The following is a 15,754-nucleotide window of genomic DNA, read 5'->3' as shown; positions in this document are numbered from 1 at the left end:
GGCTCAGGCCTCCCCAAGCCCTGGGTCTACGCGCTTGCCAATGTCCTTGAGCCGCGCCAGTTGGTCGACCATGCCTGGCGCTTCGTCCAGGCTGGTGACGAAGGTCCACAGATAGGTCATGACGGCGTAGATGTGGCCGGCCTTCACCGCTGGGGACATGGCCAATTGGCTGATCGCAACCACGAACAGTAAGGCCGCGGTCATGCCGATAAACAGGAACGCCGCAGCCTCGCGGTCTGACAGCCAGATGCGCAGGCGTGACAGCACCTGGTAGTGGCGTCGCAGGGTCGGCGCGCCGACCTTTTCGACCAGGCCGATTTCTTTTTCCAGGCGGTTGTTCAGACGTTCGTGCAGCGCCTGATTGCGCTGGGCAAAACGCGGCAACAAGGTGATGCACAGCAGCAGGGCCGCCAGGCACGCCATGCCTACCCATGGCTCAATCACGATCAGCATCACTGCCGCGCCCACAATCGACACCAACGCCGTGGCGATGATAGGCACGTGCTTTTCAAAGAAGTCGACAAACTCCCGAGCAAGTACTACCCGTGCCGCCGATTTCGAGGTGCTGTGGTTCTGTTGGCGCTGGTTGAGAATGACCGGCACCGCAAGGTCCGCGTAGATGCGCGTGAACGTACGGGTGTCCAGCGCCCGTCTCGCCGCCCCAACGGCCCAGAACGCCATGACCACGGCGGCATACAGCAACGCACTGGTGGTATCGCCACGGATAATCGAATCCACCGCGAACCCGGCAAACAGTGGGTAAGCCAACAACAGCGCGTTCTCCAGCGCCACCAGCGACAAGGTGCAAGACAGCTTGCCGGGATAGGCTCTGGCAATAGCCTTGAGGGTCTGGCTGGCAGACTGCTGGCCGATTTTCTTGCTTTCTTCGATCAGAATTTGTGGGGTGACGGATGTCATGGGTGCACCAGAGGAGTAATAGACGCTATTATTGAGCGACTGCTCAAGTATCCTTGAGCGATCGCTCAAAAAGCAAGCGCCGCTTATCTGCTCGTGCTCGAAGGAATTGCCCATGTCGCGTACCGACCGTAAAGACCAGATCATCGCCGCCGCCCTGGAGCTGTTTCGCAGCAAGGGTTTCGCCGATGTATCCACCCGTGACCTCGCCGAACATGCCGGCTTGTCGCGCAGTCATGTCTATCACTACTTCAGCGACTGGAATGAACTGCGCCGCGAAGCCTTCGTACGCTTTGCCAATGAGCAACTGGATGAAGTGCGCGAGCCGTTGGCCGATGCGCCACCCCTGGAGGCGCTCGTGGGTTTTTTGCGCGACTGCCTGCCCAGCACCGCTGACGCCGGCTGGGCGCTGTGGCTCGACGCCTGGGACGAGGCCATGCATGACGCGCAAATGACCCAGGCTTATCTGGTAATCAACGCCCAATGGCAAAGCATGCTTGCCGAGGTGATCGAGCGGGGCGTTGCCGATAGCGTCTTTCGCTGCGAGTCGGCTCAACGCGCTGCACGGCAGATCTTCGCCCTGGCGATGGGCTATGCCGATGACCTGATGCTCAAGCCTTCCGCAGAGTCCGCAGAAGCGGCGCTGCAAGAAGTGCTGGAAGTGGCGAGGCTGCTGCTGGATTTTGCCTGACAAGTGCTAGCCATTTGCGGCTGGTCGGTACTGCAACGCCTCCGCCAAATGATGGCGGGCGATGCCTTCCACTTGCTCAAGGTCCGCCAGGGTGCGAGCCACCTTGAGCAATCGATGGGCTGCGCGCAGTGATAATGTCAGCCGCTCACACGCGCTTTCCAGCCAGCTTTCATCGGCTTTGGCCAACTGGCAGTGTTCGCGCAGCCGGGGCAGATCGAGGAATGCATTGGCGCAACCCTGGCGCTGGTGCTGGCGTTCCCGGGCTTGCGCCACCTGAGCGGACGCTTGCGCGGTGGTATCACCGGCTTGTTGGGCGGGGTTCAGCGCAGTGACCTCCCGCGCGACTGTCAGGTGCAAATCAATCCGGTCCAGCAACGGCCCGGAGAGCTTGTTGCGATAGCGCTGGATCTGCTCCGGTGTACACCGACAACGCCCGCTGGGCTCGCCCATGTAGCCGCAAGGGCAGGGGTTCATCGCCGCGACCAGTTGAAAGCGCGCCGGGAAGCTCACACGGTCTCGGGCTCGGGAGATCACGATGTGCCCCGACTCCAATGGCTCGCGCAGCACCTCCAGTACCTTGCGATCGAACTCTGGCAGTTCATCCAGGAACAACACCCCGTGATGAGCCAGGGTGATTTCCCCCGGTTGTGGCTTCGAGCCGCCACCCACCAGCGCCGGCCCGGATGCCGAGTGGTGTGGCTGACGGAACGGGCGGTTGGGCCAATGGCTCAGAGGGGCCAGGCTGACCACGGATTGGATTGCGGCCACTTCCAGCGCTTCCTGCTCGCTCAATGGCGGCAGCAAGCCCGGTAGCCGGCTGGCCAATAAGGTCTTGCCGGTACCCGGTGGCCCGCTGAACAGCAGGTTATGCGCGCCCGCCGCCGCGATCAGCAATGCTCGCTTGGCCGCGAGTTGGCCCTGCACTTCACTCAGGTCTGGGTAAGGCTTGTTCAAGTACAGCAAACCGTCGGACCTGTAGGGCTCAATCGGCACATGTCCATTCAGGTGCGCCACCACTTGCAGCAGGTGATCCACCGCAATCACCTTCAACCCCGACGCCAGGCACGCCTCCTCGGCATTGGCGCGCGGCACTATCACGGTGCGCCCGGCCTTGCGCGCCGCCAGCGCGGCCGGCAACACCCCCTTCACCGCGCGCACCTCGCCGGACAGCGCCAATTCCCCAAGGCATTCCACGTCATCGAGCATCAACGCCGGCACTTGCACACTGGCTGCCAGGATGCCCAGGGCAATCGCCAGATCAAAACGCCCGCCGTCCTTGGGCAGGTCGGCGGGCGCGAGATTGAGCGTGATGCGGCGGGCCGGATATTGCAGCGCCGAGTTGAGGATGGCGCTGCGCACGCGATCCTTGCTTTCCTTCACTGCAGTTTCGGGCAAACCCACGAGAGTGAGAGACGGCAGACCATTGGCCATGTGCACCTCGACGGTGACGGCGGGGGCTTCTACACCGACCTGGGCGCGGCTGTGGACGATGGCGAGGGACATGCTCGTTCCTTGAATGGGAGGGCCGCTTCCTGCGGTTTTTTCAAGGGTAGACGAGGTGGGATGGAGCGGGGCGGGGGAGGTTTTACAGAACGTATCCGGACGGCAACGCAAAACAGAATGTGGGAGCTGGCTTGCCTGCGATGGCGGTGTGTCAGCAAAGAATCATCCGCTGATGCACCGCCATCGCAGGCAAGCCAGCTCCCACACTCACCGTGTTTATTCAGCAGAGGGTGGCGTCAACCGTGCTTCAAGTTCAGCCACCTTCGCCTCCAGGCTCTCCAGCCGCGCACGTGTGCGGGCCAGCACCACCATCTGGCTGTCAAACTCTTCCCGGCTGACCAGGTCGAGCTTGCTGAAACCGCTCTGTAGCAAAGCCTTGAACTGGCTTTCGATTTCATTGCGGGGCAGCGGAGTGTCGCCGCTGAACAGGCGAGAGGCGTGGCCGCTCAGGGCGTCGAGGAAGTCTTTGGGCGCGAGCATTGGACATATTCCGGAAAACAGTTGGCCGGCAGTGTACCACGCAGCGTCTATAGTCATTTTCACGCCCCGCTGCGCACGGTTTTCGCGCATTGGGGCGGGCGGCTGCGCACTGTTTTGATGCGCATTGCGGCCGCGCAGGCGCCCCGTAGGTGGGCATAAGCGGGCAAAGGATTGATTTCGGTGGTTTTTACGGAGCTGGCAAGGTTTCTGCTTAGACGATCATGACCCATGCACTGATGCAGTCGCTGTGACGAATGCAGTGCGCCGACGGATCCGGGGTACAGGGCTCGTCACCAGTGGTTCGCTGGCGTCGCGACGGCAAATGCCGAGGCGACGATGCGTTACAAAGCCAGGCACTGCGCTTAGACTTGAGACGGGTTTGTTTTCCTGGGGCAAGTCCACCAAATTCGGGAGAGAGTTTTCATGAAGCTAGTCACTGCCATCATCAAGCCGTTCAAGTTGGACGATGTACGCGAGTCACTGTCCGAGATCGGCGTGCAGGGCATTACCGTTACTGAGGTCAAGGGCTTCGGTCGGCAGAAGGGTCATACCGAGCTGTATCGCGGCGCGGAATACGTGGTCGATTTCCTGCCGAAGGTGAAGATCGATGTCGCCATTGACGACAAGGATCTTGACCGGGTTATCGAGGCGATAACCAAGGCGGCCAACACCGGCAAGATCGGTGACGGCAAGATCTTCGTGGTCAATCTGGAACAGGCTATTCGCATCCGTACCGGCGAAACCGATACCGACGCAATCTAAGCCGCCAAACCCCAACGCCCCAGGAGAAAACAATATGACTCTGCGTAAATTCGCAGGGCTCGGAGCCCTGCTGTCCATCGTAATGCCAAGCCTGGCCATGGCGGCAGATGAAGTGGCTGCTCCAGTCCTCAATTCCGGCGACACCGCCTGGATGCTTACCGCCACCGCGCTGGTGCTGTTCATGACCATCCCTGGCCTGGCGCTGTTCTACGGCGGCATGGTCCGCTCCAAGAATATTCTGTCGGTGATGATGCAGTGCTTCGCCATCACTGGCCTGATCAGCATCCTGTGGGTTGTCTACGGCTACAGCATCGCGTTCGATACCACCGGTATGGAACAAGGTGTGGTCAACTTCAATTCCTTCTTCGGCGGCATGGGCAAGGCGTTCCTGGCGGGTGTCACCCCAGCCAGCATCACCGGGCCGGCGGCGCTGTTTCCGGAAGCCGTGTTCATCACCTTCCAGATGACCTTTGCCATCATTACTCCGGCGCTGATCGTCGGTGCTTTCGCTGAGCGTATGAAGTTCTCCGCGATGCTGATCTTCATGGCTATCTGGTTCACCCTGGTCTATGCGCCGATTGCGCACATGGTCTGGAGCGGCAATGGCGGCCTGATGTGGGACTGGGGCGTGCTGGACTTCGCCGGCGGCACCGTTGTGCACATCAACGCGGGTGTGGCTGGCCTGGTGGCGTGCATCGTGCTCGGCAAGCGCAAAGGCTTCCCCACCACCCCGATGGCCCCGCATAACCTGGGCTATACCCTGGTGGGCGCGGCCATGCTGTGGATCGGCTGGTTTGGCTTCAACGCCGGTTCCGCTGCGGCGGCCAACGGCACCGCGGGCATGGCGATGCTGGTAACTCAAATCGCTACCGCAGCTGCGGCCCTGGGCTGGATGTTTGCCGAGTGGATCACCCACGGCAAGCCAAGCGCACTGGGTATCGCCTCGGGCGTGGTCGCCGGCCTCGTCGCCGTGACACCAGCGGCTGGCACCGTGGGCCCGATGGGCGCCCTGGTGATTGGTCTGGTCGCCGGTGTGGTGTGCTTCTTCTGCGCGACCAGCCTCAAGCGCAAACTGGGTTATGACGACTCCCTGGACGCCTTCGGCGTGCACGGTATTGGCGGTATCGTCGGTGCGATCCTCACCGGTGTGTTCGCAGCTCCTGCTCTGGGCGGCTTCGGCACCGTGACCGACATCGCGGCCCAGGTCTGGATCCAGTGCAAAGGCGTGGGCTTCACCGTGATCTACACGGCGATTGTGACCTACGTCATCCTCAAGGTGCTCGACATGGTCATGGGCCTGCGTGTCACCGAAGAAGAAGAGGCGGTCGGCCTCGACCTGGCGCAACACAACGAGCGCGGCTACAACTTGTAACTACGCGAAAAAAACATGCCCGGCTTGCCGGGCATTTTTTTGCCCGGCGTTTGTCTGTGGCTAAAGGTGCATGGGTTTTTTATCGACTTTGTGATGGGATCCACACTGCACTTTTAAGGGTGCAAATGTCTTACAGGCATGAAGGCGTATTAGGCACTTTGTTTTTTCCCAGAGCGCGCTAGAATGCGCGCCGATGGGCGGAGAACTGTATGTGGCAACAGACCCTGATTACCCTGCGGGCCAAGCCCCGGGGCTTTCACTTGGTAACGGACGAGTTGCTTGCCGGCTTGCCTGAATTGAGGGCGTGTCGTGTGGGCCTGTTGCATCTGTGGCTGCAGCACACCTCGGCCTCGTTGACCGTCAACGAGAATGCCGACCCGGCGGTTCGCCGTGACTTCGAGCGTTTTTTCAACCTGCTGGTGCCACAAGGTCGCGCAGGGTTTGAACATAACGACGAAGGTCCGGATGATCTGCCGGCGCACTTCAAGGCCAGTCTGCTGGGCTGCCAGCTGAGTTTGCCGGTCAAGGCCGGCCGCTTGGCGATAGGGACCTGGCAAGGTGTTTATCTGGGCGAGCACCGTGATCATGGCGGTGCTCGTAAAGTCCTCGCCACCTTGCATGGTGAAGGGGCATAAGCCACTGGTGATCCAGTGGATGTTGATTTTTTTCCGGCAACCTCGACAGAGGGTGAAGCTGGGCTATAACTAATCTGCTTTTCGCAAGTCATGAGGTAGAACATGAGCGACGATGATCTGGAACAAGACGACCTCGAAGTAGGTGATGAAGACGACACCGAAGACGGTCTTGAAGTTGCGGCCGAAGACGTTGCTGAGGACGTCGATGACAGTGTTGGCGATGACGCGGCTCCCAAAGCCAAAGGCAAAGCCAAGGCGGCTGTGTCGGTAGACGAGTTGCCGAGCGTTGAAGCCAAGAACAAAGAGCGCGATGCCCTGGCGCGTGCGATGGAAGAGTTCCTCGCTAAAGGCGGCAAAGTGCAGGAAGTCGAGGCCAACGTGGTGGCTGATCCACCGAAGAAGCCGGATAACAAGTACGGCAGCCGACCTATCTGAGGTCTGCCTCCTGCTTGTAAGAAAAAGCCCGCCGTCGCTGCGGGCTTTTTCATGCCTGGAGCAATTTACCGGTTTGCTGCAATACCCTGTGGGAGCTGGCTTGCCTGCGATAGCGGTCTATCTGCGAGCCCTGTGTTGACTGATCCACCGCTATCGCAGGCAAGCCAGCTCCCACATTGGGGTCAGTGTTAGCTCCAGCGACTCAGCAGTGGCGGTAACTCCGTCAGGCTGCGAATCTGCGCATCCGGGCGCTTGTCACCCTCCCAGGCCTTGCCCGTGGGGTTGAACCACACCGCCCGCAGTCCCGCCTGCTGCGCGCCGGCGATGTCATCCCCAGGATGATCGCCCACATGCACTGCCGCGCTGGCGTCCACACCGCCACGTTGCAGTGCTTCATGAAACAGCCGTGCATCCGGCTTGGCGATGCCGATATCTTCAGCGCGCAGGGCAAAGTGAAAGTAGTCCGCCAGGCCCACACGCTGCACATCGGCATTGCCATTGGTGATCACGCCGAGCAGGAAGTGCTGGCGCAGCGCCTTGAGCATCGGCTCGGCTTCCGGAAACACGGTGAGTTGGTGGCGTGCGTGGATGAACGCTTCGAAGCAGACATCCGCCATCTCTGTGGCCTCAGGCTGGGGATAACCGGCCTCCTCGAACGCATGCATCAACACGCGATGACGCAGCAGGCTGATACGGTGTTTGAGTTCGGGATGACGCTGCAGCACCTGCTGGCGCAGGCTGGCAAAATGCTCAAGGGGCAGGTCGCCGACCTTGGACGCGTGGGTCGCCAGCCATTCGCGCATCGACGCTTCGGCGCTGATGATGACGGGTACGTTGTCCCAGAGGGTATCGTCCAGGTCGAAGGTAATCAGCTTGATACTCATGAGTCGCCGCCCTTGATGCGTTTGGCCCGTGGATGGGCGCTGTCGTACACCGTTGCCAGGTGCTGGAAGTCGAGGTGGGTGTAGATTTGCGTGGTCTTGATATCCGAGTGCCCGAGCAGCTCCTGCACGGCGCGCAGGTCCTGGGAGGATTCGAGCAGGTGGCTGGCAAAGGAATGACGCAACATGTGCGGGTGCAGATTCTGCCCCAGCTCGCGCTCGCCGGCAGCCTTGACCCGCAGTTGAATCGCGCGCGGCCCCAGGCGCCGGCCTTGCTGGCTGACAAACACGGCATCGTCTGCAGGGTTGGTCAGAAGGCGTAGCGGCAGCCATAGCTGCAAGGCTTCGCGGGCTTTCCTGCCCACAGGCAGTACGCGCGTCTTGCTGCCTTTGCCGAGCACTTGCACCAGGCCATCGGCGAGGTCTAACTGATCGAGGTTCAGGCCCGTCAGCTCCGACAGGCGCAGGCCCGAGGAGTAGAACAGCTCCAGGATTGCCTGGTCGCGATGGGCCAGGAAGTCATCCTCGACGGCACCGTCGAGCAATTGCAGGGCGCGGTCTGTGTCCAGGGTCTTGGGCAGGCGCCGTTCGCCTTTGGGCGGTGACAGGCCATTGGCCGGGTCGTGGTCGCACAGGCCTTCGCGATTGAGGTAGTGATAGAGGCCGCGCACCGCCGATAGCAGGCGAGACAGGCTGCGGGAGGATTGGCCCTGTTGGTGCAACCGGGCGACCAGGCTGCGCAGGGCCTGGATATCCAGGGCCTTCCAACTGCTGACGTGCTGTTTTTCGCAATAGGCCAGGACCTTGTTCAAGTCCCGCCGATAAGCTTCCAGCGTGTGGGACGACACCTGGCGCTCATTGCGCAGGTGAGCGCAGTAAGCGTCCAGTTGCCGCTCCATGATCAGCGCACCGCGCGCAGGGTGGTGGTGTGGCGTGGCAGGACGCGGCCCAGCACTTCGGCGATATAGGTCAGGAACAACGTGCCCACCGAGCTTTTGTAGTGCGCCGGGTCGCGGCTGGCGATGGCCAGTACCCCGTGCAAGCCTTGATGGCTGAGGGCGATAACGGCCGTAGAGCCGATCTGCTTGCGCTGTTCGGCGCCAAACAGGAAGTCCAGCTCATGCTCGCGCAAGGTGCCGCTGACGGTCTTGCCTTCGGACAGCAGGCCACCGATGGCCGTCTGCGCTTCGCCGCCTGTGACCCAGCGGCCCACCGGCATCGGGTTGTCGCTGAACAGGATCAGGCTGACGAAGGGCACCTGGAAATCCTCACGCAGGCTGTCTTCCACGGCGATCACCGTTTCTTCCAGGCTGGTGGCATCCATCAGGGTCAGAATCAGGCGGCGCGTCTTGTCGAACAAGCGGTCGTTGTCGCGGGCCACGTCCATCAGATGAGAGAGTCGGTGGCGCATTTCAATGTTGCGCTCGCGCAGGATCTTCATCTGCCGCTCCACCAGCGACACGGTATCGCCGCGCTGGTGGGGGATGCGCAGGGCCGGCAGCAGTTCTTCGTGCTCGACGAAGAAGTCCGGGTTAGCCTCAAGGTACGCCGCGACAGCAGCGGCCTCCAGGCTTTCACTCGGGGTAGCGTGTGCGGGTACTTGAGGCTTATCGGTCATTAGCTTGGCTCACTCATAGACGGACCTGTCCTTCGTATACACGCGTGGCTGGCCCGGTCATCATCACCGGGTGGCCAGGGCCTGCCCATTCGATGGACAAACGTCCGCCGGGCAGGTCGATCAACAGTGGCGAATCCATCCACCCCTGGCTGATCGCGGCCACGGCAGCGGCGCAAGCACCGGTGCCGCAAGCCTGGGTTTCGCCGGCGCCGCGTTCCCATACGCGCAATTGCGCACGGTTACGGTCGATCACCTGCAGGAAGCCCACATTGACCCGTGCCGGAAAGCGCGGGTGATGTTCGATCTTCGGCCCCAGTTCATGCACGGGGGCGTTATTGATGTCGGTGACCCGCAGCACCGCATGGGGGTTGCCCATGGACACGGCGGCGACCTCCACGGTTTTGCCCTCCACATCCAGTGGGTAACTGAGGGCCTGCTCGGTGGCCTGGAACGGAATATCCGCCGGCACCAGGCGTGGGGCGCCCATGTTGACGCTGATCTGGCCATCATTGCGGATGTCCAGTTCGATCACGCCACCCTTGGTTTCGACGCGAATCTGGCGTTTGGCAGTCAGGCGTTTGTCGAGCACAAAGCGCGCAAAGCAGCGCGCGCCGTTGCCACACTGTTCCACTTCGGAACCGTCGGAGTTGAAGATCCGGTAACGGAAATCCACCTCCGGGTTGCTCGGCGCCTCGACCAGCAGCAACTGGTCGAAACCGATCCCGGTGTGGCGATCGCCCCACTGTTTGGCGTGCTTGGGCAGGATGTGCGCGTGCTGGCTGACCAGGTCGAGGACCATGAAATCATTACCCAGCCCGTGCATCTTGGTAAAACGCAGCAGCATGGCTTACTCCGGCAGCAGGCTTTCGCCAGCATACAACTCGGCTACCGTCTCGCGGCGACGCACTTCAAATGCTTGATCACCGTCCACCAGCACCTCGGCGGTGCGCCCGCGGGTGTTGTAGTTGGAACTCATGACAAACCCGTAGGCACCGGCCGAATGCACGGCCAGCAGATCACCTTCTTCAAGCGCAAGCTGACGGTCCTTGGCCAGGAAGTCGCCGGTCTCGCAGATGGGCCCGACGATGTCATAGGCGCGGGCGTCGCTTGCGCGCGGCGTCACGGCGGTGACGTCCATCCAGGCCTGGTACAGCGCCGGGCGGATCAGGTCGTTCATCGCCGCATCGACGATGGCGAAATCCTTGTGCTCAGTGTGCTTGAGGTACTCGACCTGGGTCAGCAGCACGCCAGCGTTGGCGACGATGTAGCGGCCTGGCTCGAACATCAGCGTCAGGTCGCGGCCTTCGATGCGTTCGCGCACGGCCTGGATATAATCGGCAATCAGCGGCGGCTCTTCATCGCGATAACGCACGCCCACGCCACCACCGAGGTCGATGTGGTGCAGGTAGATGCCGCACTCGCCCAGGCGGTCGATCAAGGCCAGCAGGCGGTCGAGGGCATCCAGGAACGGTGGCAGGGTGGTAAGTTGCGAGCCGATATGGCAGTCGACACCCAGCACTTCCAGGTTCGGCAGTTGGGCGGCGCGGATGTACACGTCCTCGGCGTCGGCGATGGCAATGCCGAACTTGTTCTCTTTGAGACCGGTGGAGATGTACGGGTGGGTGCCGGCGTCGACATCCGGATTGACGCGCAGGGAGATCGGCGCACGCACGCCCATCTCGGCGGCGACCATTTGCAGGCGCTCCAGCTCGTCGGTGGATTCGACGTTGAAGCAATGCACGCCGACTTCCAGGGCGCGGCGCATGTCTTCGCGGCTCTTGCCGACGCCAGAGAAGACAATTTTGTCCGCCTGGCCGCCGGCGGCCAGTACGCGTTCCAGCTCGCCACGGGATACGATGTCAAAACCAGCGCCAAGACGCGCCAGGACATTGAGTACACCCAGGTTGGAGTTGGCCTTGACTGCGTAGCACACCAGGTGCGGCACGCCGTCGAGGGCGTCGGTGAACGAGCGGTATTGAGCTTCGATATGCGCACGCGAGTACACATAGGTCGGGGTGCCGAAGCGCTGGGCAATCGCGGACAATGCCACGCCTTCCGCGAACAGCTCGCCGTCCCGGTAGTTAAAAGCGTCCATAAGTTTCCCTTAACTTAGTAGGTGTCGTGCTTATGGGCTTTTGACGGCTTTTGCGACGATTGCGCCTGTTCGTTTGGATCTTTGCTGTCATCCGGCAGGTACAACGGGCCTTTCTGGCCACAGGCACTAACGAGGCAAGCGACCGCGACGAGCGCAGCAAGGGAAGAGATCAGGCGCTTCATGGCGAAATCCTTGAATATGCATTAATTGCGCCCGAGTATACCGACCACCCGCCAGCTTGCCTATGCGCCGCACCACCCGTCCGGCGGGGGTTTGCCGAGACAGTAGGGAAGCAGGCTACGATGCCTGGGGATATTTCGTACCGTCATCCGTGATGAAATCAGTATCCTTTGCAATCGGCGAAGCTCGCCCGTATCGTGCGGCGCTTGAGCAAAACCAGACACTTTTGAGGTTGCCACAATGAGTTTGACCGAAGCCCGTTTTCACGACCTGGTGGATGCCACCCAAGAGAAGCTGGAAGATATTTTCGACGACAGCGGCCTGGACGTGGACCTGGAAAGCTCGGCCGGTGTGCTGACGGTCAAGTTCGAGAGCGGCCAGCAATTGATCTTCAGTCGCCAGGAGCCGCTGCGTCAGTTGTGGCTGGCGGCGCGCTCCGGTGGCGTTCACTTCGACTACGATGAAGAAAGCGGCAAATGGCAGTGCGACAAGAGTGAAGAGTTGCTGGGTGAGATGCTTATGCGCCTGGTTCAGGAATACACCGGCGTCGAGCTGGATTTCGACGAGATCTGATGGTGAGTGAGCCTGTAGCCGTACGCCCGCCCAAGCCGCTGTTCAGCAATGTCAGCCCGGCGGTGCCGTCACCTTGTATCAGTTTGTGTCGCCTGGACGAGCGGAAAGTCTGCCTTGGCTGCTTTCGCCATGTGGAAGACATCCGGGAATGGCGCTCTGCCGACGATGCGCGGCGCCGGGTGATCTGCGCCGAGGCCGAGCAGCGCAAGGCGAGCGCCTGACGGCGTCTTGTTTATTTGTGTCGCTGTGGTAGTGTCCGGATACACCTCCATTCATCGAGGTCCGTGAGAACCCCGCCTTTTCCTGGCGGGGTTTTGCTTTTTTGTGCAGAAAAAAGGAGTCTGCCTGAATCATGACCACCGCACCGTCCATCATTCTTACCCGTCTTGACGTGCAGCGTCTGGAGCAACTGATCGACCGCTTGGGCGACGAGTTTCCCGGCGTCGAAGCGTTGCAAGCCGAACTCGACCGCGCCGAAGACGTGGTTGGTCACGATGAAGTGCCTGCGGGTGTCGTGACCATGAATTCCAGCGTGCATTGCCGTGAACAAAGCAGCGGAAAGGACTATCACCTGACGCTGGTCTACCCCAAGCACGCGAACGCCGACGAAGGCAAGATTTCGATCATGGCGCCCGTGGGCAGCGCATTGCTTGGCCTGCAAGTGGGCCAGCACATCGACTGGCCGGCGCCTGGCGGCAAGACCCTCAAGCTGGAATTGCTCAGCGTCGAAGGCCAGCCCAAAGATGGCGGCGCCTTCCCGCTCTAAACCTGATCCAAGGCCGCATTGAGTGACTGTTCCAGTTCGGCTTTATAGCGCAGGTACAGATTGCTTGGGCTTTGCACATCACCGAGCAGCCCCGACAGATCCAGATCAGTGATATAGCCGCGGTAACGCTCGGTTTCCCGACGTTGCCCGACGATCTCCCGGGCGACCACTGCAAACAGCTGGTCGCCAAATTCCAGTTCGGAAAACTCCCGCTGATTACAGTACAGGGTGATCCCTACCTGGCCTGGCGCGCCTTTACCGATGATGGCCTGCACGTCATAAAACGCCTTGTTGGGCGGGTCTTGCGGGGCCGGTCGTGGCTCCACGCCCCGCGCCCGGCCGTTGCCCGATGGCAACAGTTGGTAGTACAGGATCTGTACTTCGCCCGCAGGTTGCTGGGTGTCCAGGGACAATAGCGCTTCCCGGCGGTACAGGATCGATTGCAAAAAGCGTTGCAGTGGGGCCAAGAGGCTTTGCTCATCATGAAACGGCAAGCGCTGTTGCCAGAGCGCGTTGAATTCGTCGAGCACATAGACGTCGGCGAAGCCTTCATTGACCCGGTAGAACACCTGCACACACTCGGCTTGGCCCATGGGCAGCAGCAGCGCCAGGTCGTGGTCTTCCAAGGCCATGGCGTCCAGGTGCCACGGGCTGTAGCTGGCCAGCTCCTCGCTAAGGTAAGCGATCAGCGCGTCCTGAGTCGGCAGTGATACATGGGTGGCTTGGCCCGGTACCAGTTCCATGACGTGATAATGCTGTTGCACCTGGAGCAGGTAGCGATGATTGCCCTGGCCGAGCAGCAGATGCTGCGCGGTGTCGAATACTTCTTCCACCCGCTGGGCAATGAACTGTGCCCGGTTGTGACAAAAACAACGCACTCGCAGGCGTGGCAGATGGTTCGATGGCAATTGGTTGAGATAGTCGCGCAGGCAGTCGAGCAGGGCGTGCGGGCCGTCATAGCGGCTGACCATTACTTCGTTCCAACTGTTGAGCGTGACTTGGTCCAGAGTCAGCACCAGGTTGTCGCGCACGCCGGCATAGCTCAGGGAGTCGGTGCGCTCCGTGGTCATCAGAATATTCAGGTCGCGATGATGCTTGAGCGGGTCAACCCCGACGTTGATCAGCAGCAGCACCTCTTCTGGCACTGCCGGGCGCAGCAAGCGGACCTCGTCGACACTGGCCAGGGGCAGGGTGATGGTCTGTTGCAGGCTGCCCAGCAGGTTGAACAGCTCGAACTCGGTCATGTCACTGGTGCCGGGGTGCAGCGCCAGGCGGGTGCTGCTGTCGATCACGCCGTTGCGATGGCACCAGGTGAGCATTTCCAGCAGGTCGCGGCTGCGTTTGATCGGTGCAAAGTGTTCCCATTCGAGAGCGGTAAGGTTGCCGTTATACAGGCCCCAATGGTATTGGCCCGGCTCCTTGCGGTTGGGCGACTGCACCAGAGTCAAGGTATCTTCGGCCAGGTCAGGGGCGATGCCGGGGTTGATGAACTCGACCTTGCCGGCCTTGCGCTCGAACGCCGCGTACAAGCGGCGGCCCAGTACATTGAGTTCGCGCTTATTGACCGCGCTGGCGGTCTGTTCGCTGCGGGTGAACTGCGTGAGGAAGCGGTAGCTGTAGTTCAACTCATTGACCAGAGCACGGCGCTCGGAGGCGACCTGGCGCACTTTCCATTGGCTGCGGCTGTCCAGCAGGGCCAGTTGGCGCGTGTCCCAGCTCCACTCCTGCGCCAGGCGTTCCAGCAGTTGCCGTTGCCAACCGGCGGTGCGCTGGCCGGCGCTGAGCTTGCGGTTGACCTTCAGGTACAGGCTGCGCCGCACCAATTCCAGGCGCTCCAGCTCGTTGCGGGCCTTGAGGTACTCCTCGATACGGCGGTAGACCATGATGTACGGGTCCAACTCATCCAGGTCTACCTGATGGCTGAACACCGCCTGTTTGAAGCGCAGGCTCAGGCAGCGCACGTTCGGGTGTTCGCTGGCGTAGACCTCGGTCAGCAGCAGCTTGAGCACCGACTTGTAGGGCGACTCGATGCCCTTGAACAGTTGCCACAGCCCGGCCCCGATAAACTCCCCTGGAGGAATATGAGCCAGATGGCCGAGGTCGAGGGTTTCATCGGTGCGGATAAAACGCTTGGACACCAGGGTGTGAGTAAATTCGGCGTAGCGGCTTTCTTCGTAGACCGGCACCAGCCACCAGATGGGCGTGCGCCCGGCCAGCCAGATCGCGGTGCGATAGAACTCATCCAACAACAGGTAGTGCTGGGTGGTGCCGCAGTCGTCGGAACTCAGTTGCGTATCGCGATCACCCAACACAAAGCGCGTCGGGTCGATCAGGAAGAAATGCGCTTCGGCGCCCATGCCCAAGGCCCAGGTTTCCAGCAGTTGGCACTTTTTGCGCAGCTCGGCCAGCTCGGTTTCGCTCAAGTCGGGAGCGTGGCACACCCACACGTCCATATCGCTTTGATCGGCCTGGGCCAGGGTGCCAAGGCTGCCCATCAGGAACAAGCCGTGGATCGGCGTAGGCGGGTTGCCGTGGCGCGGTTTATAGGAGAACGAACGGGTCAGGCGCTGGGCATCGGCCAGGGCCTGGGCGTCCGGTTCGAAATTCGACAGCCCGGCCGGCGTGCTGCTAGAGACATAGCCCGGCAAGAGCGGGTGATTGACGTGGAAAAACAGCGGCAACAAGGCCAGCACGCTTTGCTGACGTGGCGTCAGCCCCTCGACGGCCCGGGCCATGCGGCCTTGATTGAGGGTCATGAAACGCGCGCGCAGTTGGGTCAGCACCTTGCGGTCGATGCCTTCGTCCAGATCGGGGCGGATTTCATGGGTGCGGGTCATGTCGAACTCGT

18 protein-coding genes are annotated in these 15,754 nt (G+C 61.3%); 8 read left to right on the top strand and 10 right to left on the bottom strand.

The window, feature by feature from the left end:
• Window positions 1-3 precede the first annotated feature (3 nt).
• Window positions 4-918: an ABC transporter six-transmembrane domain-containing protein gene (locus AC1RAC_RS09360; protein ID WP_034129060.1), complete on the bottom strand. Its 915-nt coding sequence runs from the start codon at window positions 916-918 to the stop codon at window positions 4-6.
• A gap of 112 nt (window positions 919-1,030) precedes the next feature.
• On the opposite strand from AC1RAC_RS09360, the gene AC1RAC_RS09355 reads away from it, so the two are divergent.
• Window positions 1,031-1,606, top strand: coding sequence for a TetR/AcrR family transcriptional regulator (locus tag AC1RAC_RS09355; protein ID WP_034129059.1), 576 nt, complete (start codon window positions 1,031-1,033; stop codon window positions 1,604-1,606).
• 6 nt (window positions 1,607-1,612) lie between these two features.
• Here AC1RAC_RS09355 and AC1RAC_RS09350 read toward each other — a convergent pair whose 3' ends face one another.
• The gene (locus AC1RAC_RS09350; protein ID WP_034129058.1) at window positions 1,613-3,109 is read right to left on the bottom strand and encodes a YifB family Mg chelatase-like AAA ATPase; all 1,497 of its coding nucleotides are present in this window, start codon (window positions 3,107-3,109) and stop codon (window positions 1,613-1,615) included.
• Window positions 3,110-3,325: 216 nt separating this feature from the next.
• A complete protein-coding gene (locus AC1RAC_RS09345; protein WP_003195432.1) occupies window positions 3,326-3,589 on the bottom strand; it encodes an accessory factor UbiK family protein in 264 nt (87 codons plus the stop codon).
• Between the two features lie 423 nt (window positions 3,590-4,012).
• On the opposite strand from AC1RAC_RS09345, the gene glnK reads away from it, so the two are divergent.
• The 4 genes from glnK (at window position 4,013) to sutA (ending at window position 6,793) form a co-directional block, all read left to right on the top strand.
• Window positions 4,013-4,351: a P-II family nitrogen regulator gene (gene glnK, locus AC1RAC_RS09340; protein ID WP_002555808.1), complete on the top strand. Its 339-nt coding sequence runs from the start codon at window positions 4,013-4,015 to the stop codon at window positions 4,349-4,351.
• A 34-nt stretch (window positions 4,352-4,385) separates the two neighbouring features.
• Window positions 4,386-5,723, top strand: coding sequence for an ammonium transporter (locus AC1RAC_RS09335; protein ID WP_020302863.1), 1,338 nt, complete (start codon window positions 4,386-4,388; stop codon window positions 5,721-5,723).
• A 209-nt stretch (window positions 5,724-5,932) separates the two neighbouring features.
• Complete coding sequence (locus tag AC1RAC_RS09330) at window positions 5,933-6,358, top strand: secondary thiamine-phosphate synthase enzyme YjbQ (RefSeq protein ID WP_034129056.1); 426 nt, start codon at window positions 5,933-5,935, stop codon at window positions 6,356-6,358.
• Window positions 6,359-6,460: 102 nt separating this feature from the next.
• Window positions 6,461-6,793, top strand: a complete 333-nt coding sequence (gene sutA / locus AC1RAC_RS09325; protein WP_014720461.1) for a dormancy-specific transcriptional regulator SutA — start codon at window positions 6,461-6,463, stop codon at window positions 6,791-6,793.
• 188 nt (window positions 6,794-6,981) lie between these two features.
• On the opposite strand, the gene AC1RAC_RS09320 is transcribed toward sutA, so the two are convergent.
• Genes AC1RAC_RS09320 through lptM form a run of 6 tightly spaced genes read right to left on the bottom strand, consistent with a single transcriptional unit; the run spans window position 6,982 to window position 11,569 of the window.
• Window positions 6,982-7,677, bottom strand: a complete 696-nt coding sequence (locus tag AC1RAC_RS09320) for an HAD family hydrolase (RefSeq protein ID WP_014720460.1) — start codon at window positions 7,675-7,677, stop codon at window positions 6,982-6,984.
• A complete protein-coding gene (gene xerC / locus AC1RAC_RS09315) occupies window positions 7,674-8,573 on the bottom strand; it encodes a tyrosine recombinase XerC (RefSeq protein ID WP_034129054.1) in 900 nt (299 codons plus the stop codon). The genes AC1RAC_RS09320 and xerC overlap by 4 nt, the downstream gene beginning before the upstream one ends.
• 2 nt (window positions 8,574-8,575) lie before the next feature.
• The gene (locus AC1RAC_RS09310; RefSeq protein WP_014720458.1) at window positions 8,576-9,292 is read right to left on the bottom strand and encodes a DUF484 family protein; all 717 of its coding nucleotides are present in this window, start codon (window positions 9,290-9,292) and stop codon (window positions 8,576-8,578) included.
• A 13-nt stretch (window positions 9,293-9,305) separates the two neighbouring features.
• Entirely contained in the window at window positions 9,306-10,136 is an 831-nt protein-coding gene (dapF, locus tag AC1RAC_RS09305) for a diaminopimelate epimerase (RefSeq protein WP_034129052.1), read from the bottom strand.
• A gap of 3 nt (window positions 10,137-10,139) precedes the next feature.
• Window positions 10,140-11,387, bottom strand: a complete 1,248-nt coding sequence (lysA, locus tag AC1RAC_RS09300; protein ID WP_034129051.1) for a diaminopimelate decarboxylase — start codon at window positions 11,385-11,387, stop codon at window positions 10,140-10,142.
• Window positions 11,388-11,401: 14 nt separating this feature from the next.
• On the bottom strand, window positions 11,402-11,569 hold the full coding sequence (gene lptM, locus AC1RAC_RS09295) for an LPS translocon maturation chaperone LptM (protein WP_003195417.1): 168 nt from the start codon (window positions 11,567-11,569) through the stop codon (window positions 11,402-11,404).
• A gap of 238 nt (window positions 11,570-11,807) precedes the next feature.
• Here lptM and cyaY point away from each other — a divergent pair, with 238 nt between their 5' ends.
• From cyaY to rnk, 3 genes are all read left to right on the top strand, one after another.
• Window positions 11,808-12,140, top strand: a complete 333-nt coding sequence (cyaY, locus tag AC1RAC_RS09290; RefSeq protein WP_034129050.1) for an iron donor protein CyaY — start codon at window positions 11,808-11,810, stop codon at window positions 12,138-12,140.
• Entirely contained in the window at window positions 12,140-12,361 is a 222-nt protein-coding gene (locus AC1RAC_RS09285; RefSeq protein ID WP_215908744.1) for a DUF1289 domain-containing protein, read from the top strand. Before cyaY ends, AC1RAC_RS09285 begins: the two co-directional genes overlap by 1 nt.
• Before the next feature lie 131 nt (window positions 12,362-12,492).
• Entirely contained in the window at window positions 12,493-12,906 is a 414-nt protein-coding gene (gene rnk / locus AC1RAC_RS09280; protein WP_034129049.1) for a nucleoside diphosphate kinase regulator, read from the top strand.
• Here the strand turns inward: rnk and AC1RAC_RS09275 are convergent.
• Window positions 12,903-15,743: a class I adenylate cyclase gene (locus tag AC1RAC_RS09275; RefSeq protein ID WP_314547578.1), complete on the bottom strand. Its 2,841-nt coding sequence runs from the start codon at window positions 15,741-15,743 to the stop codon at window positions 12,903-12,905. The two genes, rnk and AC1RAC_RS09275, sit on opposite strands and share 4 nt — an antisense overlap.
• Window positions 15,744-15,754 lie beyond the last annotated feature (11 nt).

It is taken from the genome of Pseudomonas sp. GW823-FHT02F05 (assembly GCF_058797315.1).
The sequence above is the reverse complement of the archived record's forward strand: the minus strand, read 5'-3'. Positions and strand labels throughout refer to the sequence as shown.